Raw genomic sequence first — 23,636 nt, forward strand, 5'->3', positions numbered from 1 at the left:
AAAGCTATCCATTTAAGAATAGCTTAGCGAAGAAAATCCAATAAACTCGGCTGCATGATTTTTGCACCGATACTTAATGCTGCACTATGGACACTTTCCTGGGTCGTCAAATCCATGATCGCCTTTTCGATATCGACATCCTCATTTTTCGAAAGGATTTCAGTGGCAAATACCTCCTGCTGCTTGAGACGGTCCGTCATCAGCTCAATCCGATTTTGCCTTGCGCCAACCTGTGCCTGCATGCCCAAGAAGGTATTTATCGTTGCGTCAAGTCCTTCCAGCGTGCCAGTCACGTCGCCTCCGTTTTCCAGTGCCTCGATTGTCTGGTCGATGCTTCCGCCGGCAGCTAGTGCATCACCAAAAATCTTGGAACCGTCCGTATTGATTTTAAGGGAAATCCCGGAAAACACTTCAAGGTTTATGTCCCCTGTGCCATACACCGTATTTCCATTGCCATCTTTAACGGACGATGGTCTCACATTCGTATCCTGGCCGTTGAAAATATACTTCCCGCCAATCTGTGTGTCGCCAAGAGTTATGAGATGTTCTTTTAATTGTTTAATTTCTTCAGTAATGGTTTTCAGTTGTTCCCCTTCATAAGTGCCATTGCTGCCTTGAACGGTTAATTCACGAATCCGCTGCATGGCGGAAACACTTTCAGTAATGGCATCATCCGTGCTGTCGATCCAATTGGTCGCTTCGGCAATGTTACTTTGATACTGCCCTATTTGATTGAGGTTTGTCCGGTACCCCATTCCCATCATGGCCGCAACAGGGTTATCGGATGGCTTGGAGAACTTCTTTTGAGAAGAGACCTGTTCTTGCAGCTTGGACATCTTTTCGTAACTGCTGCTTAAATTGCTCAGCATATTATTGGTTAGCATCGATTGCGTTACCCGCATATTCGTCCCCTCCTATCATCGGCCTGCTGTACCCATTCCGTTTATGATTTTGTCCAGCATTTCATCCATCATCGTCATCATCCTTGCAGATGCGTTGTATGCCTGCTGGAATTTGATCATGTCCGTCATTTCTTCATCAAGGGATACGGAACTGACGGAATCCCTATTTTGGTTAACCGATGCAGCAAGGACGACAGAGTTGGAAAGGTTCTTTTGGGCGCTTTGGGAATCCACACCAAGCTTTCCGATGATACCGGAATAATAGGTGTCGAAGCTTCCCGTCAATTCGTCAGAGTTTTGGTCTTTGGTCGAGTATTCACTGAACGCCTTCTTTTTCAGGTCAGCCAGGAGTTTGGCATTTTCATTATCCCCGGATGCCCCTCCGCTTTTTCCGCCTGCGGCAATTTTTGTGGGATCCTTAACGATTTCACCATTCACCTTGATGCTTTGGGCGGCACTCTTACCAGGTTCAAGTTCAAAGAAGTTCAAAGTTGAAGTGTTGCCATCACCTAAGGCATACCCTTGTTTATGGATGGCATTGAACTCATTCACGAAAGCGGCCGTCATATTATCAAGCTTTTTCAGCATATTAGGATAAGCGCCGCCGGTCGTGCCATCAGCCTTCTTATAGCCGAAGCTTTTGATCAAACCGGACAGTTCCCCCGAGAAATTGTAATCGGTCAATGTTTTCGAACCAAACTTCAATCCGTCCACCATGCCTGTCGTTTTATCATGGCTAACTTCAACTTTCGAAGTTCCCACCATCCCGGTTTGGTTAACACTGACCAGATTGATGGGCGGCACAAAAGATGAACCGTCTTCTTGCATCAATTCGATGTTGTATAGCCCTGTGGCTACATCGCTGGCTCTGCCGTAATCCGTTGGAATGACGTTATTCACTTTAATGCTGACAAGCTGTGAGAGATTGTCCACGAGCACATCACGTTTATCATAAAGGTCATTGGGGATATAACCATGCGGCTCCACTTTGCTGATCTGTTGGTTAAGCTGATCAATACTGCTGATGAGCGTATTGATTTCGTTCGCTTTGACGTTTATTTGATTTCCGATATCCGTTTGAACGTTCGTTAGCGAGTTATAGTAGTAGTTTAGGGTTTCCGCGACCATGACGCCCGTTGAGGCAACGACTTCACGCGCCCCGGAGTTTTCCGTATTCGCCGTCAGCCCCTGCAGCGAATTCCAGAACTTCTCCATCGTGGCGGCCAACCCGCTGTCGGTCGGTTCATTCATGACGCCTTCCATTTTCGTCAGGGATTCGCTCATGGCCCCGTAATAACCGATTTTATTACTTTGTGTCCTGTATTGTGCGTCCAGGAAACTGTCCCGGATCCGTTGAACCGTTTCAGCTGCAACCCCTGTCCCGATTTGGCCGGCAACGCGCGGGCTGTTCAAACCGACAGTAGGAAAGCCCGACGTCTGGACCAGGTTGACCCGCTGCCTTGAATATCCTAAAGTATTGGCATTGGCCACGTTATTTCCTGTTGTATACAAGGCCCCTTGAGAGGTGGATAATCCGCGTTTGGCGGTCTCAAGACCCATAAAGGTTGAAATCAATTGCTCGCACCTCCATCTTTTTTCTGCTTCTTATGCTTTGGAATCAAACATTCCCATGCCGATTTTCGTCGTTTTCCCAATCGAATCCCCATAATTCAGGTTCTGGTGCTGAGGTCTCAGCATCTCCAAAGAGACATTGATGAATTGAAGGGACTGATAGATCAATTGCTGATTTAAACCGTTCCGCTCCTTCAGCTTTGCCACTTCATCGATCAATGCCGCTTTTAGCATTTCAAGGACTTCCGTTTCTTCTGGTCCTGTCAGTTCCGTCACGGTCTGGATGGTGGCAGGCTGTCCCGCCGTTCCATTGGCTGCAAGAAACTCCTCGACTGCCCTTTCTCTCTCCTTATCCGTCTGACTGATCGCTTTAATATGCTTTTGTTCCGAAATCAGCAGGGCAGTAATCGCCTCGGTATCATTTGCTTTCAAAATGGCCGTTTTACTTATCGCCAATTGATTGAAGCTTATATGAAGCTTGATCAATTTTTCAAGCGATCCGATGATGTTCCGTGCAGTCATTTCTCTGCCTCCTCCGCTCATAAATGAAGGACGGAAACTGGCTCCGTCCACTTCATTCAAGCTTCTTTTTCATGGAAAATTCATTTCCGGTAAAAATCGATGAGACCCTTAGCCGTTGCTTGTGCATTCAATTTATAATTACCTTTTTCAACCTGGATTTTCAGTTCATCCACTTTTGCTTGTCTTGCAGCAAGAATCGGAGATGATTGCTGCATTTCTTTTGCCGCTGAAGAAATTTCAACTTTATCCGAGGATTTGACCTTGGATTCTTTGATATTCCCCGTTTTATTGGCTTGAAGATTATAAGGGTTAACACCTGTCATACCGACGTTATTGATTTTCATATTCCAGATCCTCTCCTTCGGTCGATTTTATAAATCCCATTATGTTTCGATTTCTTAACACATGAAAATGGCTCTGGACTTTGTTATTTTCCCTATCTTTATTATCGACAAGGAACGGATTTCTTTAATTGTTTGCTGTAATCTTTCCTTCGACACCCATTGTCGAATATTGTTCTCAATATCGAATATTTTAACAAAAACGGCATCATGTTTCCATGAATGAATTACCCTTTTTGCTCATCCTTCATGTAGTACGTATTTTTTTTATCATTTCCTTGAATTTCAGTCAGGCGCTTTTCTTCATTTTCAAATGCCTGCAAATCCGTACGCAGCGAATCGCCGCATTTGCCGCATAACCTTCCGCTCTTGATGTTGGCGCCGCACTTTCCACAAGGAATTCCGAGATTGGGAAACTGTGAAATTCTCAGCTTTCCGGTTCTAACAAATTTAATAATTAACCTTTCTTCAACGCCGGTTTCCATAACCACCTGCATCATGGACGCCGTTCTATTTGTTTTCTTGCGAATATATGCATACACTTTATCATATTGGGCTTCTTCTTCTTTATAACAGGCATCGCACACATCACGGAACTTTGTCATAACGAATAACGAATTACAGTTTGGACAGTTGAATACATCCATCGAGGCCCCTCCTTCACCATCACGGCGATTATTCTTCAGTACTGTATATATCGAATAATCCCAGCGATACTTTAGGAAGTTTTATTAAAATAAGCTTTTTCACCTAGCCAGGGTGATGGATGATACTTCTTTGGCCCCAGCCGTTATCAATGCCTTTGCTGCATGCCTGAGAGTTGTGCCAGTTGTGTAAATGTCATCGATGATCAAAATGGATTTATGCTCCAGCAAATCAGATTGCATGACCTGAAAAACCTGCGGTAATGACATTCTCTCTTGACGAGATTTTTTTGATTGTTTTTCGGTATGGATTCTTGTCAAGGTCTCAACCGTATGAAGTCCAACTAGATCTGCCAAAGCCTTTCCCTGGTTGAACCCCCGCTCCTTAAGTCGTTCATCGCTAAGCGGGATGGCCGTTACCAGGTCAAACTCCATCTCCTTTAACCTTTCTTTCAAAAAAGGGACGAAAACCTCAGCTAACGCATAATCACCCCGGTACTTATATTTAGCAATCAGGTCTTTTAAGTATTCATTATAATGAAATAGCGCTATGTTCTTCGACAAATAGCCTCCCCATTCCCTATTCCTTTCCCATCTTGAACAATCGAGACAAAGGCCACCGGTCATATGATCCCCTCCCAGCTCCCTTGAGCACATTGTACATGTTTCCCCGGTTATCCTATTAAGTTTCCCCTCACATCCTTCACAGATTGCCCTTGCCTCGGCCTGCTTAAGCAGGCTCATCCATGTCAAGTCTTGCTTCATTCCTTCATCACAAACTAGACATCTATTCATCCAGCAGCCCTCTTTTCATGGCATTTTTATTCATCATTTGTATATGGTGGACCGCCTCGGCCATCGCTTCACTTTTACCGTAATGAAAAAAGGTGACCGTCCCGGAAGGGTTCGCAAAGCTTCTCCCTACCCTGCCGGCAATCTGAACAAGAGCACTATCAGAAAACACTTCATGTTCAGCACCGATCACGGCTACTTCCAACCGCTCGATTGTCACGCCCCGTTCCAGGATGGTCGTGGTCAGTAATCCCGGAACGAGTCCATTCCTTAAGGCCATTACTTTTTCCTTTCGATCAGGGTGCCGGGAGTGGACAATCGATAATTCAGGGGACAGCCTTTGAAACAGCGGAAGGACTTTCTCCATCACTCTGATGCTTGGAAAAAACAATAGGAAGGGGATATTCTGGTTAAGGCGCTCACTTACCCATGCATTGATTTTCGATGGAATCTTTTGTTGAAGGAATAGTTTTTGCCAATTGCCGCTCCACTTCATTTCAGGAACGGGGATTGGCTGGCGATGATAACGGGCCGGGATTATGAAGGCTTTCAATTTGCCGCTTCGGTATAGCCGCTGCATCCTCTTCGAAGGTGTGGCGGTCAAGTAGATGGTTGCCGCGGATACCTTTTTCGATTTATTAACCGCATAATCCAGCGAATCATCCATTGAGTAAGGAAACGCATCGACTTCATCAACGATGATGACATCGAAAGCTTCAATAAAACGGAAAAGCTGATGGGTCGTGGAAACTGTCAGTGGCGAAAAACCATGTCGATCTTCACTGCCGGCATGGAGGGTCGTGACTTCAATGGCAGGAAAAGCTTTTTTTAACCTTGGGGAGAGTTCGAGAACGACATCGGTCCGCGGTGTTGCCAAACAAATCCGTTTCCCGGCAAGCAAGGCTGCCTCAATCGCTGGAAATAATACCTCCGTCTTCCCTGCCCCGCATACAGCCCATACCAGGAATTCATCTTTTCCGTTTACGGCTTCAACGACACAGTCGGACGCATTTTGTTGACCTGCCGATAAAGTGCCTGTCCACCTCATCACATTGTCAGGAATCCTATATTGAATGCCGGGACCTGTCCATCTATAAAGCTTTGCACATTCACTGACCCGTCCCATCATGATGCATGAGCGGCAGTAAGTGCAATCTTGATTGCAAATCTTGCAAGGGAAAGTATAAAACAAGGTTTGATCTTTGTTACCGCAGCGTACACAGTGATAACTGCCGTTCCCGGATTGCACGCCGCAAGTTTCCGAGACATACCCATTCTTGAGGTGCTCTGTGAGGATTTCTTGGGAGAAGGGGATTTCGAAGTCCAAAAGATGTTTACCGGTGAGATGGTTCTGAAGTTCAGGGGAATAAGGCGGGGAAATACTCATTTTTTTCAAACTGCAACCTCCATTTCTTGATAAATTACACTCCCCCTTATCATTCGCTTTTAACTCCCGGATTCCTTTTTGTTCATAAAAAAACGCCTTTCACTAAGTAAAGGCGTCACAGCTTAAATTTTATACCAGCCCATCCCCATCGAGCCTTCGCCCAAATGCGTTCCGATTACTGGACCGAAGTAGCTGATGTCGAATTCGACATTCGGGAACCGGGCTTCAAGTTCCGCTTTCCACTCTTTAGCTTCACTTTCCCGTTTTGCATGAATGATGACGGCTTTATATTTCTCGCCGCTAGCCGCGTCTTCTCCAAGTAAATCAGCAATCCGTTTCATCGCTTTTTTCCTTGTACGGATTTTTTCGAATGGGACGATGACTTTATCAACAAAATGGAGCACCGGCTTCACTTGAAGCAGACTGCCGATCAAAGCTTGGGCACTGCTTAAGCGGCCGCCGCGCTGGAGATGGGATAGGTCATCTGCCATGAAGTATGCCTTGACCGATGGTTTCATTTCTTCAAGCCTGGCCATGATTTCTTCTGCACCTTTGCCATCAAGTGCCATCTTTGCCGCCTCGATCACGTAAAAGCCCTGTACCATGCAGCTGATTTCCGAATCAAAGGCATGAACCCTGATTCCCTCGACCATTTCACCTGCAGATACCGCTCCTTGATACGTTCCGCTGATGCCGCTCGATAAATGAATGGAAATAACATCATCATATTCTTTTTGGAGTTCCTCGAACTTCTCGACAAACTTCCCGATTGGGGGCTGTGAAGTGGTCGGCAATTTCTCCTGCCTCTTTACTTCCTCATAAAACTCATCCGCAGTAATATCAATTTCCTCCCGGTAAGCTTCATTGGAAAAAATGACATTAAGCGGCATCATATGTATATGTAAACGATCACGCATTTCCTTTGATATATATGCAGTGCTATCTGTTACGACTGCGGTTTTCATAATAGTACCATCCTTATAAAAATTTACTTCGTATCATATTCAACATTCTATCTGAAAATGCCTTTATTTGCATTAAATAGCTTTTTGAATTACCAAAAATTTGAATGTAATCACATCCAATAAAAAAATCCAGCCCTTCAGCACGCATTGCGGAATCTGAAGAGCCGGACTTATCGAACGCTTTAATTACTTCACTTCTACCCAGCCGTTTTTAATAGCTAGGACAACCGCTTGTGTACGGTCATTCACATTCATCTTCTGAAGAATGTTACTCACATGGTTCTTGACTGTTTTTTCACTGATATATAGAGTTTCGCCGATGGCCCGGTTGCTTTTCCCGTCAGCTAAAAGCTGAAGCACTTCACATTCGCGTCGAGTCAATAGGTGAAGCGGCCTCCTGATTTCTATCGTATGTACGGAATCACGATCAGCACCCTCTTCAGCTGCTAAGCGGCGATATTCTTTAACTAAGTTATGGGTGACCTTCGGATGAAGGTATGAGCCGCCTTCAGCGACTACACGCACAGCATCGATCAACGCGTCTGCGTCCATCTCTTTCAACAGATAACCTTGTGCTCCTGTTTTCAATGCGTGCTGCACGTAGTTTTCATCATCATGGATGGAAAGGATGATGACTTTTGTTTCAGGGTAACGGCTCACGAGCATTTTTGTAGCTTCGACCCCATTCATGTTCGGCATGTTGATATCCATGATAACAACATCAGGTTTATGTGTTTCAACAAGATCCATAGCTTCGCTTCCGTCATCACCCTCGGCAACAACATCAAAGGATGATTCAAAATCTAATATGCGCTTTACGCCTTCACGGAAAAGCTGATGGTCATCGATTATGACGATACTAGTCTTCAACGGCTTCTTCCTCCTAGTTTCTATTTAATATGTCTATTCTCTATTATTTAAATGGTAGGGAATTTGGATAAATACCAAAGTGCCTGCCCCCGGTTGTGAATCAATCGTCATTTCACCTTCCAGCAGCTCGACCCTTTCTCTCATTCCCACCAAGCCAAATGAACCTTCTTTTTGAATCGAAGAGTCAAACCCCTTTCCATCATCTTTAACGACGACGGTCACCATCTCCTTGGAAATGGACAGTTTAACTTGAATCTGTTTTGGGTCCGCGTGCTTCAATGAATTTTGTACAGCCTCTTGAACCAGCCTGAATAATGCGACCTCCATATCGGAAGGGAGCCTTTTGACCTGCCCAAGGTTGACGAAATTCAGATTCACGCCATTATTGTAGTCTTCGGTCGTTTGCAGGTACTTTCTGAGGGTAGGAACAAGTCCTAAATCATCAAGTGCCATAGGACGAAGGTCATAGATGATTCTTCGCACTTCATATAAAGCATTCCTTACCATGACCTTTAAACTGCGGATTTCCACTAACGCTTCATCAGGACCTCTCTCCCGCTGCACTCGTTCTATCAGGTCTGAGCGCATCATGACGTTTGCCAGCATTTGCGCCGGACCATCATGGATTTCACGTGAGAGCTTTTTACGTTCCTGCTCCTGGGCTTCGATTATTTTCAGACCGAAGTCCTGTTTGCGTTTCGCTTCTTGAAGGGCTTCCCCCACAAATTTAAGATCCTGTGTCAAATAATTCTGCACTACCGATATTTGCGAGACGAGATGCACCGCTTTATCGATCGTCTGCTGCAAACCCCTTAACCTTAACTCAAGCTCATCCCGGCGATTACGGAGCTCTTTCTCCAATTGCCGGTTAATTTGTAAATCGACTTGCAGCTTATGTGCCCTTTCATAAGCATCGCGCACCTGTTCTTCAGAAAAATGGTTGAAGTGCATACTGACTTCTGAAAGCCTTTTTCGAGCAAACCTGGCTTTTGAATCCAGTGCATCGCTGTCGGTTATCACAATGGCAACCCTGATTTTCACATCATCAAGCTCTTTTGATAATGTCTCGAAATCCTTTCGGCATTGTTCGCCGATATCAAAGACTTCATCCTTACTTTCACTAACAGTGCTCACCATTGTTTCTAAGATCTTGTCCAATGCTTTAGCATCAACCTTTTTAATGGACATTAAGATCCCTCCACTTAAATCAAAGACTTAAACAATTTATTGTCTTAAAGACTATGTATATGGAAAAAAGTTCTTTCCCTTTTTCATGAATGGTTAAATTTCAGGAAACTTTTGTATGAAGTAACCTTCATGAACATATTGTACCAAAAAAAGATTAAAAATACGTTAATTTCCTTTTGTGATTTCCATAAAATGTACATATTTACTATACATCTCATAATCCGGCCATTAAGTCTGCCTATTAAAGGCAGAAAGCCATATCTATTTTCCTGATACAAAATATCCTTTTCAATCAAATGGGATATTCCGCTTCATTGATTATCATATGAAACAGATGCATTTATTAAATGGCAAAATCCTTGAAATGAGAGGACACGTTAAGGTAAAGCCAGGATAATGGCACAGAACTCATATTTTTCCTACAATGTTATTCTTTTAAGCATATATGACCAGCTAATAACAATAACAGGCAATGAAATTAATTATAACACGTACAGCTTTATCTTATATTAAAGTTTCTTTACACATGCAGTATGTAAATGAATCGTCATTGCCACTTTTTCCGCAAAGCCTTATAATAAATCAACTAATAGGAAGCACGAAGGTGGAATAATAATGCTCACTCAATATTTAACGGTGGCAGGTCGCGGCGACCATGAAATCGTCATTGAAAAATCCCGTTTTATTTCCCACATCGCCCGGGTCGAAACCGAAGATGCCGCACAGGCCTTTATCCAGGAAATCAAGAAAAAGCACAAAGATGCTACACATAATTGTTCAGCTTATATGATAGGGGAACAAAATCAAATCCAAAAAGCCCTCGACGACGGGGAGCCGAGCGGAACGGCAGGCGTCCCTATCCTAGAAGTGCTTAAGAAAAAAGAACTGAAGGACACCGCTGTTGTGGTCACACGGTATTTTGGCGGCATCAAACTTGGTGCTGGCGGCCTCATTCGCGCTTACAGCAAAGCGACTTCAGAAGGGATAAATACCACTGGTGTCGTCATTAGGAAACTAATGCGGGTCATTTCGACAACCGTCGACTATACCTGGCTTGGAAAATTGGAAAACGAATTGCGCTCTTCCATTTATCAAATAAAGGAAATTCAATACCTCGATCAGGTCAATATCCTTGTATATGTGGAGGAAACACAAAAAGAGACATATACCGCTTGGATTACAGAGCTGACAAATGGTCAAGGCCACATAACTGAGGAAGAAATGCTTTATTTGGAAGAGGAATTCTCCTGATATACTCCTGCATATTTTTCCTTTTTTATGCTGTAATATAATTGAAAAGAAATATTTATTTTACGAAATTATTAAATCATTGTAAAATTAGGTGTAATATATGACGAAATATAAACTGCAGGATTCGAAAAATAGCGATATATGTCTGATGTTCGTTATTTAAAAGGAGAAGAAAAAGATGTCTACTACTAGGCGTGTTTATAAAATTAAAAAAACAAAGAAAAAAAGGCGAAAGAGGCTTTGGTTATTGCTTGTTCCCCTGCTGGTACTTGGTCTGGGGGCTTCTACGTATGCTGCAACCCTGTATATGAAAGCCCAGAATGTATTCAATGATTCCTATGACCCTGTGGAAGCCTCAGCAAAGCGAAGTGCAGCAATCGACCCGCTCGAAGATAATTTCTCGATCCTTTTCATAGGAATCGATGATAGCAAGGACCGTGACTTAAAAGGAAATTCCCGGTCGGATGCTTTAATGCTGGCCACATTCAATAAAGATCAAAAGTCTATAAAACTATTAAGCATTCCGCGTGATTCATATGTGTACGTGCCAGCCAAAGGCGTAACCACGAAAATCAACGCGGCCCATGCAGCCGGCGGACCGAAAGCGACGATGGACACCGTAGAGGAGTTACTCGATGTCCCTGTCGATTATTATGTTCGCATGAACTTCAATGCTTTCATCGATGTCGTAGATTCATTGGATGGTATTGAAGTCGACGTACCTTATGAAATGTATGAAATCGATTCACATGACAAAAAGAATGCCATCCACCTCGAAGAAGGATTACAGACCGTTGATGGTGAAGAAGCATTAGCATTTGCACGGACACGTAAAAAGGACAGTGATATCCAACGCGGCGAGCGTCAGCAGGAAGTCCTGAAAGCCATCATTGCCAAAGCAACCTCTGCTGGATCACTAACGAAATATACAGACGTAATGGAAGCTGTCGGCGACAATATGACAACGAACCTTAAATTCTCGCAAATGAGAGGTTTCATAAAATATGTGACTACCGATAAAGGCATCAATCTTGAAACCATCAAACTTGAAGGACAGGATTCTACCATTAACGGAACCTATTATTATCAGCTGAACGATACATCATTAGCGAACACTAAGCTGTTGCTTCAATCCCACTTGAACCTGGGACCAGCTGAAGGCAATCAAACTGAAGCAGTTCAATCACAAATACAAGAATAAAGCGAACCCCCCACTCGTCTTGAGTGGGGGGTTTTTGATGCATTACTAAGAATGGCCGTAAATAAAATCAAGTACAAAAAAAACACCAACCGTTACTTCAAACGATTGGTGGCTTTCCGATAAAACTAGCGAATCTAGTAATCTATTCCAAAATGATCATGGCTTGTTTTTAAAGTTGAGCATCTTGAGCAACGGCTGGTAGTTTGAATTGACCAAACCAATTTTCTCCACAAAAATCTCTATGATCAGCAGAAGTCCCGTTACAAGGATCAAAGCCCCCCACATCGTTGCAAATGAAAAGATTATGGCCGCTAAACCAAAGCAAGCAGCTAAAGCATAAATGAGTAAGACAGTTTGCTTATGGGTGAATCCCAAGTTTATCAAACAGTGATGTAAATGTGATTTATCAGCAGCCGAAATCGGCTGTTTATTGACGACCCTGCGGATAATCGCGAAAAATGTATCCGAAATGGGAACACCCAAAATGATGATCGGTACGATCAATGAAATCATCGTTACGTTTTTAAACCCTAGCAGGGACAGAACGGCAATGATGTAACCTAAGAATAAGGCACCTGTATCTCCCATGAAAATCTTTGCCGGATGGAAGTTATATTTCAAGAAGCCAAGAGTGCTTCCAATCACGATCAATGCGACCATGGCAACAAATAGGTCCCCTTTAATAAGGGCCATAGTTGCAATTGTCACTAATGCGATCGTTGAGACACCGCCTGCAAGACCATCAAGTCCATCTATTAGGTTGATTGCATTAATGATGCTGACGATCCACAAAATGGTGATCGGTATACTGAAAACACCAAATTCAAGTGTATCGGTAAAGAACGGCAAATTGATGAATTTCACTTCAAGACCGCCCCATAATACGATAATGAGGGCAGCCAAAACCTGGCCCAGGAATTTGGGTGCAGCTCTTAATTCAAAAATATCATCAGCCATCCCGATCAATATGATGACAAGGGCTCCCACCAGAAGGGGCAGCTGCTCCCCAAAATCATTCATGAAAGGCAAGAAGAGCAAGAAGGTAATGCAAAAACTCAAAAATATAGCTAAACCGCCCATGCGCGGCATAATTTTACTATGCACTTTTCGCTCATTCGGTTTATCGGTAGCTCCTAATTTAAAGGCCAGCTTTCCGACAAAAGGAGTCAAAAAAATGGATAATAAAAAGGCTACCAACAAGGCCCCTATTAACATCAAGAACCACCTCAATTCAACTAAAAATCTAATACCCGTTACGATCTATAAGAAAACCTATATATAAATGCTTATTTTAATTTTTCATCCTCAAATAAACATTATATACGTTATTGGCTAAAATCTCTATAGAAAAGTTGTTTTTTGCAAATTTTTGTAAATCCAGCCCTATCTTTGTCAAGTCCCCGGATTTTTTTAATTCCAAAGCATTGCAGATGGCCAGTTTCAGCTGTTCGACATTGCCGATATCCGTTATCCAGCCCTTGCTCCGATCGGGAATCAATTCCTGTACACCGCCGACATCACTAGTGATTGCCGGAAGACCGGATCTTGCTCCTTCAAGTAAAACGAGTGGAAAGCTTTCGCTTAAGGAAGTCAATAATGTGATGTCCCCCAACGGGTAGATTCGATCTAAATCTTCACGATACCCTAAAAAGTACACATGATCGGATAATCCCTTTTCCGAGACCATCTCTTCCAGAGCGGATCTCCTGCTTCCGTCCCCTGCAAGGATCAGCTTCACATGGGGGAATTCCGATACCACTTCACTTAATGCCGCTAAAGCAAATTCATGACCTTTCACCGGTTCAAGCCTTGCAGGCATAATGATGATGAAATCATCATTCCCGAACCCGAAATCTTCTCTTTGAAACGGGAAAGGCAGTTCCTTTTCAAAGTCAATTCCGTTCAGGATCTTCGTTATTTTGGTCGAATGGATTCCTTGGTCAATCAAGTCCTGCTTAAAGCGGTCGGAAACCGCCAGTATATGATCGGCATATTGAAATGACCTTACATGAAGGCCCGTAAACAATTTTCCTTTTACACCCTGCCCTAAAAAATCATGATGAGGCGAACTGTGAACAGTAAGGAGCCATGGGCATTTAATGAGGCGCTTTATAAAAGCACCATATATATTAGCCCGCGGACCATGTGTATGGATGATGTCTATATTATTTAGACGGATAAAGTCCCTTAAAGGTTTCAAAATTGAAAGGTCATATTTGGAATGTTGCTTGAAAAGTTCAGTTTGTATCCCGGAAGACATGGCCCGCCGGTATAGTTCACCATTTTCAAATACACCAAGCAAACACTCCTCTTTATTCAATTGGTTCAGTAAGGACATAATATGAAACATACCGCCGCCGGTTTCATTACCAGCGTTTAAGTGCAAGATTCTCATCCAGTCCACTCCTTATGTTCAGGAACGCTGCACCGTTTTCCTTAACCGCCTAACCTTTAATACGAATCTTGGCAGCGCAAGCATCCGTTTCCACCGTGAAGGTTGCTGGATCAGTCGGTACAACCATTCAAGACGCATTTTTTGCCAGAAAACCGGGGCGCGGTTCACCTTTCCCGCAAGGACATCAAAGCTTCCCCCTACCCCCATGAATAACCCTTTATTGAATAACGCATAATGTCTGGAAACCCATTTCTCCTGCCTGGGGAACCCTAATGCAGTCAATATGATGTCAGGTTCTAGTTCCGCTATCGACTTCGGCAGGGTATCATCCTTGATATCAATGTAACCATGGTTGTATCCCACCAACTCGAGACCCGGATATAATTCTTTCACTTTCAGGGCCGCTGCTTCAATCACGTTTTCCTCCGCTCCAAGCAGATAAACCTTCAACGCTTTTTCATCAGCGACCCGAAATAATTCATTCATCAAGTCGAATCCTGTAATCCGCTCTTGTAAAGGTTGATTTAGCCATTTAGAGGCCATAATAATACCAACGCCATCCGGAGTGATGTAATCAGCCGATATAATGATGTCTTTATAATCCTGATGTTCATTTGCATACTCGACTATTTCCGGATTTGCCGTAACGACAAACGTTTTTTCCTGATTCATCAATCTAGGATAAATCATTCCATTCATGAACTCATCCATATTGCTATCAATGAATGGAATGGTTAGTATCTCAACAAACTTCTCTGTCATTTCACTTCAGCCTTTCATATGTACTATACATCTAAAGGGTGGGGTATTATTCAAGAAATTTTTTCATACACATCATAGAACATGATTTTTGATTCAAAGGTGGTTAATCAATTGAAGTTTATAGAAAAACAATCGTTACCCATTCTATTTCTGTGCCTGCTCATCCCATCGGCAGTGCCTCACCCTATCGCCGGTTACATAGCAACGGCGTTGATGCTCGTTTTTATCGGTATAAATAAAAAAAACCTGTTATTAATTCTATTCATTTATTTCCCTGCCCGTCCCATATTGATGGAACTGAATAGCGGCTTAACTTATACAGGTGACCTGATCATCCTCACCTTATTCATTTCTTTGCTTATTGAAAAATTCAAAAAGAACGAATGGCCATTTTCGAAATATCATTTCACTGCGCCATTTTGGTTGTTTTGTTTAATCGGTGCCGGTGCTGCCCTCATAAACGGGGTGGGGATCCTCCCCATCTTGTTTGAACTCCGTGCATTGCTTATTACATTCTTGCTTCTTTACATTATCGGTGAATTAAATCTAGAAAGAAAGGATATCTTTCGCTTTTTGAAGGTAATCCTAATATTTACTATCTTACTTTGCCTGCATGGCATAGTGGAGAAAATCTTTTCACGTACGATCCTGCTTCCCCGCGCATGGGAATTGTGGAATCTTTCTCCAACAAACCGCATGAGGATTTATGGAGCACCAGCCAATCCTAATGTATTTGCCTTATTCTTAAGCATCCAGTTATTCCTTGGTTTCTTTCTATTTCAGTCGCTGAAAAAATATAAATGGATCGTCTTTCTGGCTGCCATCCTGATTTCCGGAACGTTACTGCTTACCTATTCGCGGGGCACGATGATTGCATTCGGGTTCGCTGCGCTTGTCTTTATAATTTGGACTAGAAATAAACCATTTCTCAAATATGCTGTAGGAGCATTTTGTCTCGGCCTGCTTCTTATTTATTACCCAGTTTTATTTGCTTCAAGTAAAGTGGAGGTATCCGCATCGATTCCCATGGAAAATGTGGTAATCGGCAGCACCCCCTCTTCCGAACACGAACATGCCCTCTCCAATCGCTTTTCAGAAATGTTCTCTGATAAGACCCTGCACCAAAGTACGGAATGGGGCCGGTTATATGTCCTAATCAAGGGAATTGACATTTTCAAAGATCACCCGATAATCGGCACCGGTCTAGCCACCTTCGGGGATTCTGCCACACTTTCCTTTTCCTCACCAATCTATCAGGAATACCAAATTGGTGAAAGGATGTATACCGATAATCAATATATCCAGATCCTGGTCCAAACTGGTGCGCTCGGCTTCCTTGCGGTTCTTGCATTCATATTTTTCACCTGCCGGAAAATCCTGAAATCGGGAAAAGGCACATTTGCGGCGTTCACCATCTGCCTGATGTTGGCCGCACTATTAGCAGGACTTTTCTACAATATTCTCGAAGATAAAACATTTACGCTGATATTTTATAGTTGTTTGGGATTCTGTTTACAGAAGGACATCATTTTAAAGGATTGAAAATATGCCTACTCTTTCAAATGTCATTAAATCGGTCGGGCTCGTCACCATTATTGCAGCCATTGGAAAAGTCCTCGGGTTCGGGCGGGAATCGATCATAGCCGCCTATTTCGGGGCATCATCCATGGCGGATGTTTTTTTCGTGGCAAGTCTCATACCAACCATTCTATTTACGGCTCTCGGCAGCGGTCTTCAGGCCGGCGTTATTCCAATTTACTTGGAAAAGAAAGCGGATAACCCAAAGAAAGCTGATGAATTCATCAGTGTTTTAGGTTCTTTCTTCATGCTTGTTGCCGGAGTCCTGACCATCGCCTGCATGATTTTCATAAAGCCGCTCGTCATGATGACAGCCCCGGGTTTCTCCGATTCAGAGCTTGCCCTGACGGAGTCACTGACCCGGATCATGCTGCCCAGTTTACTATTTTTCACGCTTTCATACATGGCGACGGGGGTCCTGAATGCGAATAAGCGCTTTATTCTGCCGGCACTCACTTCAACTGCACAAAACACGGTCATTATAGCAGCCACCGTATTGTTCGCTGCTCCCTTTGGGATTGAAGGACTGGCTTGGGGGTTTGTGTTCGGTGCAGCAAGCCAGTTCCTTATTCAATACCCATCATTGAAGAAATACGGAATCCGGCCCATCGTCTCTTTCCTGCCTCATAAAAGGCAGATTGCACAAACACTGTTCACCTTTTATCCAATCATTATCGCAGCTTTGGCGATCCAGTTGAATAGTGTCGTCGATCGAATTATTGCGACTTCGCTCGAAACTGGAAGCGTATCGGCCCTGAACTATGCGAATCGGCTGCTGTGGCTGCCATTGAGCATTGTCCTCACGCCGCTGATTACCGTATTGTACCCTTCAATCGTCGAGCGCGCGCTTATAGGCTATCAATCTTTCCTTAATTTGACCTTAAAAGGGTTGAAATCGTTGTTATTTTTAGCGATTCCGTTCATGGTCGTCATGTTAATCAGCGGAAACAGCTTAATCACTCTGGCTTTCCAACGCGGGGCTTTCGATGCTTCAGCAACTGACATGACTTATAGGGCATTCTTCTTTTATTCAGCTTGCCTCCCGTTTTTTGCACTGAGGGATTATTTGATGAACGCCTTTTACGCCTTGAAGAAAACGAAAGTGGCCATGTATTCCTGCCTGATTGCCGTTTTGCTTAACGTGCTGCTCAGCTGGGTTCTATCACGTTATCTCGGCGTCGGTGGAATTGCTTTAGCATCGGGGATTTCCATGCTCCTGCAATCCCTCTACCTTTTCGGCTACCTGTGGCTGAAGACAGGAAGAACGGACAAGGCTGCTTTCAGGGATGTTTTTCAGGAAAGCGGCAAGCTTACCATCATCGGAGCCATCATTTACGGAATCGCTCTCTGGATCCATCCGCTTACCCTATCGTTGCCCATCATCATGGAATTGGTGATCATCACGCTGCTGGTATTCGGATTATATCTCGCACTATCCATTCTTTTTAAAGTAAGCAGCCTGCAAGGGATGAAAAGGATCAGATCATCAAAGTAATACATTAGAAGAAGGAGTGCCAATATGAACATTTTAATCACAACCATTTTCAACTACCCTCATGAAGGAGGGCTATCGAGCCATATCACTACGTTAAAAAAGGGTTTAATGACACGGGGCCATAATGTGGACATATTATCTTTCTCTCAATTACCAGCTTTCAAGAGGAAGATGCTCGCCCAGGCTCCAGGATTTTTATTAAATAAAGTAAAACAGGGGAGCGGCCAGCTTTTCAATGATCGGCAACGCCAAAAATTATTGGCTTCATCTATTAATGGCTTGAAAAAGAACTATGATGTCATTAATGCCCAAGACATTTTCGCAACGCTCGCCTCCATCGAATCCGGGATACCAACGGTGCAAACCGTCCATGGATATTATTCATTCGAGGCAGTCAGCAGGGGCGCCCTTCTTCCGGACAGTGAAGAAGATTTGATCATTCGCGAGCTAGAAAGAAAAGCTTATCAGTCCGCTGCAAAAGTTGTGACGGTCGATCAAAGGATCAAAGACTATATAAATCATTTGGCACATATAGAGGCGGATACGATCAAGAACTTCATTGACGTGTCTGCTTTTAAACCGGAGATGGCAAAGCGGGAGCAAACTCGCCGGGACTTTCAAATACCGCTACATAAAAAGATGCTTTTCGTTCCGAGAAGAATGACGGAAAAGAACGGTGTCATCTACCCGCTCCTTGCTTTGCCGGAGGTGCTGGAAAACCATCCTGAAACGGTTTTGGTCTATGCAGGTACAGGGGAACAGCGAAGCCGGCTTGAGGAAACCGCAGCCAGTCTCAATATATCCGCTTCCGTACTTTTCCTGGGTTCTGTGCCGTTCGAGAAAATGCATAACCTCTATGAAGCATCGGACATCGTACTCATCCCTAGCGTTCATTCCCACGGGGTGGAAGAAGCGACTTCCATTTCCGCTTTAGAAGCGATGAGTTGCCGCTCACCCGTCATTGCAAGCGCAATCGGAGGTTTAAAGGAGATTCTCATTGATGGCGAAGATGGCCTTTTAGTAGAGGAAAAAAATAAAGAAGAACTTGCACAAGCCATCTCCCTTCTGCTTAAAGACCCTGAATATGCAGCAAAGTTAGCTTCGAAAGCAAGGTGTAAAATGGAAAGTGAATACTCCCACCTTTCAGCGGCCGAGCGGTTTGAGAAAGCTTATGTTGAAGTGCTTAACTAAAAAAAAGCAGACCCGAAGCCCGGGTCTGCTTTTCACGTTCATACCAGTGCGGAACTACGTCTTTTCATTTGCTCTTCACGGTATTTTTTCTGTTCTTGTTTAGACATGGCGTTATATTCTTTTAAGAATGCCTCATATTGCGGCATTACTTCCTTCATGGCACCGTATGCCTTTAACTCTCCATATTCAAGCCATAATGCCTTTTGGCAAAATTTCTTCATCTGACCGATTGAATGGCTGACAAAGAACATCGTTTTGCCCTTTGCCTTAAATTCGTTCATTTTCTCTAAACACTTCTCAGCAAAGTTTTTATCCCCGACTGATAAGGCTTCATCAATAATCAGGATATCTGGATCGATATGCACGGAAATGGAAAAACCAAGCCTGGACTTCATGCCGCTTGAGTAGGATTTCACCGGTTGGTCAATGAACTTACCAAGTTCCGAAAACTCAATGATCTCAGGCTCAAGTTCTTTGATCCGATTTTTATCGAATCCGAGCATCAGCATTTTCAGTTCGATGTTTTCCCTGCCCGTCAACTGATTATTCAGGCCCGATGAAACGGCAATCAAAGCCGTTTTCCCATTAGTTTGGACATTTCCGTCCGTAGGCGGGACAATGCCTGCAATAATATTGGACAATGTGGATTTACCTGATCCGTTGACCCCGACAAATCCTATTACATCGCCCTTTTCTGCTTCAAAACTAACATTCCTCAGAGCGAAGTACTCTTCCCCATAGCTTTTAGGCAAAAGGAGATCCAATAATTTTTCCGAGTTTTTATTATATAATTTATATTTTTTCGTTATATCTTTGACTATTACCGATTTTTCCAAATTTTCTCACTTCCAGTTTACTTAAAGTCAACAAAGCGATCTCTGAACCTGACATGCAGCGAGGAACCTATCATAAACAAGATGATAACGACTGCCCAGAAATAAATCGTATACTCCCAATGCGCTATCAGATACCATGATTCCCCCAACAACGAAGCTCGATACCCTTCCACAATATAATATAGTGGATTCAGCTTCATGATGTTGACTATGGTAGGGTGTTCCTTAGCATCCATTACCCAAAGGATTGGTGTTAAATAAAACATGACTTTCATTAAGGACACGATGATATTATGAACGTCACGAATGATGGTTGATAATGTTGAAGTGATTAAACCCAATGAAAATAACAGCAAGACCGTCGCTGCAACATAATACGGCAGTTGCAAGATGTAGAGTGTAGGGAGGTAACCTGTAAACCCTAATAGGATGATGATGACTCCCAGCAGCATGAGATGCTGATACAACTTAGCAAAGATGACATACGATGGAATCACACTCATCGGAAAGCTCATCTTGGATACCATATTCATTCGGGAATAGACGGATTTGGACGTTTGGGTTATGGCCGGGTTCACAAAGAACCAGACAACGATCCCTGCCATCAGCCATGGAAGGAAATCATCCCCGCGATTTAAGATGATAAATCCAAATACAAACCAATAAATCGCAATCTGTATCATCGGATTGATGATTTCCCATAGGACTCCCAGGTAGTTACTGCTGTTGGCACTTTTCACCTCATAAACAGATAAACGCCTTACCAAATAAAAATGTTTGATTTGTTCTTTTAAAACGGTCAAAGCTGAACTCATAAATTACACAGACCTTCCTAAAAACACTTTTTCTACGACACGGCGTGAAGCCTGGCCATCCTCGAGTGCACAAAACCGCTCGTGAAAATGATTGATATCATTGGTATTTTCATATTTCATCGTCTTGATACTATCAATGACCGCATCAGATGTTTTGACTAACAAACCTGGTGCATTCTTTTCGAAATCAAAGTAAAATCCGCGAAGCTTATCCCTGTAATTTTCAATATCATATACATAGAAAAGCATCGGACGCTGTAAATTTGCGTAATCAAAGAATACGGATGAATAATCGGTTATTAATAAATCCGAAATAAGATACAAATGACTAATATCTTCGTAACTGGATAAATCATAGGCGAATCCTTGATACGCCGATAAATCCAAGTTCTCAGAAACCAAATAATGAAGACGGAGCAAAATGACATACTCCTCCCCCAATTCCCGTTTCATTCGATCCAGATCCAGTTTTATTTCGAACTTATATTTTCCCTTGCTATAAAACTCATCATCTCTCCAAGTCGGGGCATATAAAACGATCTTTTTCTCTATTGGTATACCCAACTTCTGTTTCAATGAGTCGATTGTATCACGATTATTCCCGTTGTAAAGGATATCATTACGAGGATAACCTGTTTCCAGAATTTTAGAGGTATCGACATTGAAGGCCCGGGCAAAGATTTCACTTGAATAAGCATTCGGTGAAATTAAATAATCCCATTTACTTGATTCGGCATGGAAATTTTCTTTATATTTATCCGTTGTCGTTCCAGGCATATGAACTTCATTCATATCCGCTGCAAGTTTCTTTAGTGGAGTACCATGCCACGTTTGCAAATAGATCGTGTGCTTCGGCTTCGGAATCCAAAGCGGGAGCCTGCTGTTCGTCACCCAATAACGGGCCCTTGTCATTTTGAGCAGCCAACTGAATGAAAAACGATCGAGATATGGAATGCCTGCCTCTTCGAAAAGAGCTGCATACTTTTTATCTACGCTCCAATACATTTTATATTCAGGATGGTTACTCTGCAAGTATTCATAAATCGCCCGGGGATTACAGCTATACTGCTTGCCCAAAAAGCTCTCAAAAATGACAAGCTTCTGGTCCACTGGCAACACTGTGCCAGCAAATGCAAAAGCCATTTTATATCCTCTTAAAATAATTGCTTTAGCCTTATTTTTAACTAGCGATAGAAAGGAAGGTCTCTTTGAGGTTTGTACTTTTTCATTTGACATATCCGATCTCCCTTTTTATTGATTAATGATCATTGAACCATGCTAATTTCAAACTAAAAATAAGCTCACCCAATAAAAGGGAGAGCTTATTTTTGGCGTACTTCTACAGCTACTCCAAAGACTTAATTGCCAGTCCCAAATTATTTGCCACTGTTGTATAAAACTCCACATTTTTCTTATTATACGTCATCTTATTTTTCAGGACCCTTTTAATATTCATCAATTGATAATCATTGTAGCGAATGAACACTGTAAATAATGACATTTCCATTTTATCAATTTCTTCTAAAGAAACAGTAAACTTGCCTATATTACCGTCTATTTGAACTTCGCAATTGATTTCATTGTCCATTCTTTTTCGATCACGTATCAATACAGAATCTATGTTGTCTATATCATCACCATAAATCTCAAAACTTTGGTGATAGACATTATCCATGATAAAGGAATCCATTGCACGGGCAAGCATCGGTATCCTGACAAAGCGATATTCGTCTTCCAGAAATGGAAGTTCATAATATGGTAAACCATCTTTTATATGATACTTTTTATTGGAATCTCGCTTTAACCATTCAAATAACTTTACGAAATCCTCAATGCGATCGCCCATGAATAATTCAAGAGCCAATTTATAAACAGGCACCTTAAATTCATTCTTAAAGTCATATGACAGGTTTTTCGCAGTTTCGACAGCTTCCCTTAATATTTCTATAAAATCTTCTTTATTCTTGGATTTCACAAAAGTTTGGCTGTCGAACGTTTTTACAATATCGTACTCATAAATCCGGTTAAGGGCCACCTTTTTCAATTCGATGGCAATGTCCTTGGATTGAATATACTTTATTATGTCGATATCCGCTTTTCTTTTTTCCAACACATTCGTAACACGTGTTAAAGAAGAGGGATTTTCTGAAGTCCTATTGACATAATAAATAGGTTTTTTAGTAGTTGATACTGCTCTGACTTTAAAGAAAACATCATTAAAAAACCATTTATCTTCACCGAATTTCATATTCGGAAAACCAATTTCATTTTCTTTAATCATAGGCAGATTCATCATCCTGGCCGTTGGACCCATATGATAAAAAAAGTGCGGAACATCCATTGGGGTGATGCTTCTTCTTTCTTTAATGGAAGCAAACTCACCGATGACACTCTCTGCCTCAGATTCGACTTTTACCGTTTTGCCCACTACATAATCATCACCGGTTTCCTCCAGGATGTTATAGAGGCTTTCCAGTCCATCATGGGCAAGCCAGTCATCCGCGTCTAAAAAAGTTATATATTTGGATGTCCCCAACTCTATTCCAATGTTTCTGGGGGTCCCAGGTGACCCATTATTTTCTTGAAGAGTTACTGAACAGATATTTTTATATTTAGCTGTATACTCCTGAATGATTTTATTGGTAGCATCAGTCGAACAATCGTCAATAATGATATATTCAATCTGATCTATACCCATTGTCTGATTTATGACTGATTCAATCGTTTTTCTGATGAATTTTTCAGCATTATAAGCAGCCGTGACTACAGTGACCTTTTTTTCTTTTCCTAAAAATTTATTCCTTAAGCCAACAGGGTTATTTTTTATTGAAATATTACCGCTCTTTAAAAGTTCCCTCGCCTTTTGACGTACCAAGAAATTCATACGATTCCCTCCTTTTAAGTAGAGGTAACATAGATGTTTCTATCA

At 42.5% G+C, this 23,636-nt stretch carries 21 protein-coding genes and 1 pseudogene; 5 read left to right on the forward strand and 17 right to left on the reverse strand.

The window, feature by feature from the left end; translation table 11 throughout:
• Positions 1 to 23 precede the first annotated feature (23 nt).
• From flgL to MKX49_RS24435, 10 genes are all read right to left on the reverse strand, one after another.
• Positions 24 to 902: a flagellar hook-associated protein FlgL gene (flgL, locus tag MKX49_RS24390; protein WP_048687867.1), complete on the reverse strand. Its 879-nt coding sequence runs from the start codon at positions 900 to 902 to the stop codon at positions 24 to 26.
• 15 nt (positions 903 to 917) lie between these two features.
• Complete coding sequence (gene flgK, locus MKX49_RS24395; protein WP_340878105.1) at positions 918 to 2,477, reverse strand: flagellar hook-associated protein FlgK; 1,560 nt, start codon at positions 2,475 to 2,477, stop codon at positions 918 to 920.
• Positions 2,478 to 2,507: 30 nt separating this feature from the next.
• A complete protein-coding gene (locus MKX49_RS24400; RefSeq protein ID WP_340878106.1) occupies positions 2,508 to 2,996 on the reverse strand; it encodes a flagellar protein FlgN in 489 nt (162 codons plus the stop codon).
• Positions 2,997 to 3,076: 80 nt separating this feature from the next.
• Positions 3,077 to 3,340: a flagellar biosynthesis anti-sigma factor FlgM gene (gene flgM / locus MKX49_RS24405; RefSeq protein WP_063595755.1), complete on the reverse strand. Its 264-nt coding sequence runs from the start codon at positions 3,338 to 3,340 to the stop codon at positions 3,077 to 3,079.
• Between the two features lie 224 nt (positions 3,341 to 3,564).
• A complete protein-coding gene (locus tag MKX49_RS24410; protein ID WP_340878107.1) occupies positions 3,565 to 3,984 on the reverse strand; it encodes a TIGR03826 family flagellar region protein in 420 nt (139 codons plus the stop codon).
• A 99-nt stretch (positions 3,985 to 4,083) separates the two neighbouring features.
• The gene (locus MKX49_RS24415) at positions 4,084 to 4,776 is read right to left on the reverse strand and encodes a ComF family protein (protein ID WP_340878108.1); all 693 of its coding nucleotides are present in this window, start codon (positions 4,774 to 4,776) and stop codon (positions 4,084 to 4,086) included.
• Positions 4,769 to 6,160 (reverse strand): DEAD/DEAH box helicase, encoded by a 1,392-nt coding sequence (locus MKX49_RS24420; RefSeq protein ID WP_340878612.1) that lies wholly within the window; start codon positions 6,158 to 6,160, stop codon positions 4,769 to 4,771. Before MKX49_RS24420 ends, MKX49_RS24415 begins: the two co-directional genes overlap by 8 nt.
• A 122-nt stretch (positions 6,161 to 6,282) precedes the next feature.
• Positions 6,283 to 7,125 carry a DegV family protein gene (locus MKX49_RS24425; protein WP_323596333.1) on the reverse strand — a complete coding sequence of 281 codons (843 nt, stop codon included), beginning with the start codon at positions 7,123 to 7,125 and terminating at the stop codon, positions 6,283 to 6,285.
• A gap of 186 nt (positions 7,126 to 7,311) precedes the next feature.
• Positions 7,312 to 7,995, reverse strand: a complete 684-nt coding sequence (locus MKX49_RS24430) for a response regulator (RefSeq protein ID WP_048687855.1) — start codon at positions 7,993 to 7,995, stop codon at positions 7,312 to 7,314.
• 33 nt (positions 7,996 to 8,028) lie between these two features.
• Positions 8,029 to 9,183 (reverse strand): sensor histidine kinase, encoded by a 1,155-nt coding sequence (locus tag MKX49_RS24435; RefSeq protein WP_034315684.1) that lies wholly within the window; start codon positions 9,181 to 9,183, stop codon positions 8,029 to 8,031.
• Positions 9,184 to 9,798: 615 nt separating this feature from the next.
• Here MKX49_RS24435 and MKX49_RS24440 point away from each other — a divergent pair.
• Together MKX49_RS24440 and MKX49_RS24445 are read left to right on the forward strand one after the other, a co-directional pair.
• The gene (locus MKX49_RS24440; RefSeq protein WP_048687853.1) at positions 9,799 to 10,434 is read left to right on the forward strand and encodes a YigZ family protein; all 636 of its coding nucleotides are present in this window, start codon (positions 9,799 to 9,801) and stop codon (positions 10,432 to 10,434) included.
• Between the two features lie 178 nt (positions 10,435 to 10,612).
• A complete protein-coding gene (locus tag MKX49_RS24445; protein WP_048687852.1) occupies positions 10,613 to 11,635 on the forward strand; it encodes an LCP family protein in 1,023 nt (340 codons plus the stop codon).
• Positions 11,636 to 11,791: 156 nt separating this feature from the next.
• Here MKX49_RS24445 and MKX49_RS24450 read toward each other — a convergent pair whose 3' ends face one another.
• The 3 genes from MKX49_RS24450 to MKX49_RS24460 all read right to left on the reverse strand — a co-directional run bounded on the left by MKX49_RS24450 (position 11,792) and on the right by MKX49_RS24460 (position 14,792).
• Complete coding sequence (locus MKX49_RS24450) at positions 11,792 to 12,850, reverse strand: glycosyltransferase family 4 protein (protein WP_340878109.1); 1,059 nt, start codon at positions 12,848 to 12,850, stop codon at positions 11,792 to 11,794.
• A 76-nt stretch (positions 12,851 to 12,926) separates the two neighbouring features.
• The gene (locus MKX49_RS24455) at positions 12,927 to 14,030 is read right to left on the reverse strand and encodes a glycosyltransferase family 4 protein (protein WP_340878110.1); all 1,104 of its coding nucleotides are present in this window, start codon (positions 14,028 to 14,030) and stop codon (positions 12,927 to 12,929) included.
• A gap of 18 nt (positions 14,031 to 14,048) precedes the next feature.
• Positions 14,049 to 14,792 (reverse strand): WecB/TagA/CpsF family glycosyltransferase, encoded by a 744-nt coding sequence (locus MKX49_RS24460; protein WP_048687845.1) that lies wholly within the window; start codon positions 14,790 to 14,792, stop codon positions 14,049 to 14,051.
• A 111-nt stretch (positions 14,793 to 14,903) separates the two neighbouring features.
• Here MKX49_RS24460 and MKX49_RS24465 point away from each other — a divergent pair, with 111 nt between their 5' ends.
• Genes MKX49_RS24465 through MKX49_RS24475 form a run of 3 tightly spaced genes read left to right on the forward strand, consistent with a single transcriptional unit; the run spans position 14,904 to position 19,056 of the window.
• On the forward strand, positions 14,904 to 16,334 hold the full coding sequence (locus MKX49_RS24465) for an O-antigen ligase family protein (protein ID WP_340878111.1): 1,431 nt from the start codon (positions 14,904 to 14,906) through the stop codon (positions 16,332 to 16,334).
• A 4-nt stretch (positions 16,335 to 16,338) separates the two neighbouring features.
• Positions 16,339 to 17,865 (forward strand): murein biosynthesis integral membrane protein MurJ, encoded by a 1,527-nt coding sequence (gene murJ, locus MKX49_RS24470; RefSeq protein ID WP_340878112.1) that lies wholly within the window; start codon positions 16,339 to 16,341, stop codon positions 17,863 to 17,865.
• Between the two features lie 24 nt (positions 17,866 to 17,889).
• On the forward strand, positions 17,890 to 19,056 hold the full coding sequence (locus MKX49_RS24475) for a glycosyltransferase family 4 protein (protein ID WP_340878113.1): 1,167 nt from the start codon (positions 17,890 to 17,892) through the stop codon (positions 19,054 to 19,056).
• Between the two features lie 38 nt (positions 19,057 to 19,094).
• Here the strand turns inward: MKX49_RS24475 and tagH are convergent, their stop codons facing one another.
• The 4 genes and pseudogenes from tagH to MKX49_RS24495 all read right to left on the reverse strand — a co-directional run bounded on the left by tagH (position 19,095) and on the right by MKX49_RS24495 (position 23,591).
• Entirely contained in the window at positions 19,095 to 19,892 is a 798-nt protein-coding gene (tagH, locus tag MKX49_RS24480; RefSeq protein WP_034315705.1) for a teichoic acids export ABC transporter ATP-binding subunit TagH, read from the reverse strand.
• A gap of 17 nt (positions 19,893 to 19,909) precedes the next feature.
• Positions 19,910 to 20,707 carry an ABC transporter permease gene (locus MKX49_RS24485; RefSeq protein ID WP_323596338.1) on the reverse strand — a complete coding sequence of 266 codons (798 nt, stop codon included), beginning with the start codon at positions 20,705 to 20,707 and terminating at the stop codon, positions 19,910 to 19,912.
• Between the two features lie 3 nt (positions 20,708 to 20,710).
• Positions 20,711 to 21,916, reverse strand: a pseudogene (locus tag MKX49_RS24490) (CDP-glycerol glycerophosphotransferase family protein); the annotation flags it as partial.
• Positions 21,917 to 22,052: 136 nt separating this feature from the next.
• The gene (locus MKX49_RS24495; RefSeq protein ID WP_340878114.1) at positions 22,053 to 23,591 is read right to left on the reverse strand and encodes a glycosyltransferase family 2 protein; all 1,539 of its coding nucleotides are present in this window, start codon (positions 23,589 to 23,591) and stop codon (positions 22,053 to 22,055) included.
• Positions 23,592 to 23,636 lie beyond the last annotated feature (45 nt).

The sequence above is a fragment of the Peribacillus sp. FSL M8-0224 genome, assembly GCF_038003055.1.
Taxonomy (GTDB): domain Bacteria; phylum Bacillota; class Bacilli; order Bacillales; family DSM-1321; genus Peribacillus; species Peribacillus frigoritolerans.

Coding starts and splice junctions, on each gene's coding strand:
- MKX49_RS24455 (WP_340878110.1), bottom strand. CDS start 14,030: ATGAGAATCTTGCACTTAAACGCTGGTAATGAAACCGGCGGCGGTATG.
- MKX49_RS24400 (WP_340878106.1), bottom strand. CDS start 2,996: ATGACTGCACGGAACATCATCGGATCGCTTGAAAAATTGATCAAGCTT.
- MKX49_RS24460 (WP_048687845.1), bottom strand. CDS start 14,792: ATGACAGAGAAGTTTGTTGAGATACTAACCATTCCATTCATTGATAGC.
- MKX49_RS24410 (WP_340878107.1), bottom strand. CDS start 3,984: ATGGATGTATTCAACTGTCCAAACTGTAATTCGTTATTCGTTATGACA.
- MKX49_RS24440 (WP_048687853.1), top strand. CDS start 9,799: ATGCTCACTCAATATTTAACGGTGGCAGGTCGCGGCGACCATGAAATC.
- murJ (WP_340878112.1), top strand. CDS start 16,339: ATGCCTACTCTTTCAAATGTCATTAAATCGGTCGGGCTCGTCACCATT.
- MKX49_RS24445 (WP_048687852.1), top strand. CDS start 10,613: ATGTCTACTACTAGGCGTGTTTATAAAATTAAAAAAACAAAGAAAAAA.
- MKX49_RS24425 (WP_323596333.1), bottom strand. CDS start 7,125: ATGAAAACCGCAGTCGTAACAGATAGCACTGCATATATATCAAAGGAA.
- flgM (WP_063595755.1), bottom strand. CDS start 3,340: ATGAAAATCAATAACGTCGGTATGACAGGTGTTAACCCTTATAATCTT.
- MKX49_RS24435 (WP_034315684.1), bottom strand. CDS start 9,183: ATGTCCATTAAAAAGGTTGATGCTAAAGCATTGGACAAGATCTTAGAA.
- MKX49_RS24415 (WP_340878108.1), bottom strand. CDS start 4,776: ATGAATAGATGTCTAGTTTGTGATGAAGGAATGAAGCAAGACTTGACA.
- MKX49_RS24495 (WP_340878114.1), bottom strand. CDS start 23,591: ATGAATTTCTTGGTACGTCAAAAGGCGAGGGAACTTTTAAAGAGCGGT.
- MKX49_RS24475 (WP_340878113.1), top strand. CDS start 17,890: ATGAACATTTTAATCACAACCATTTTCAACTACCCTCATGAAGGAGGG.
- MKX49_RS24485 (WP_323596338.1), bottom strand. CDS start 20,707: ATGAGTTCAGCTTTGACCGTTTTAAAAGAACAAATCAAACATTTTTAT.
- MKX49_RS24420 (WP_340878612.1), bottom strand. CDS start 6,160: ATGAGTATTTCCCCGCCTTATTCCCCTGAACTTCAGAACCATCTCACC.
- MKX49_RS24450 (WP_340878109.1), bottom strand. CDS start 12,850: ATGTTAATAGGGGCCTTGTTGGTAGCCTTTTTATTATCCATTTTTTTG.
- flgL (WP_048687867.1), bottom strand. CDS start 902: ATGCGGGTAACGCAATCGATGCTAACCAATAATATGCTGAGCAATTTA.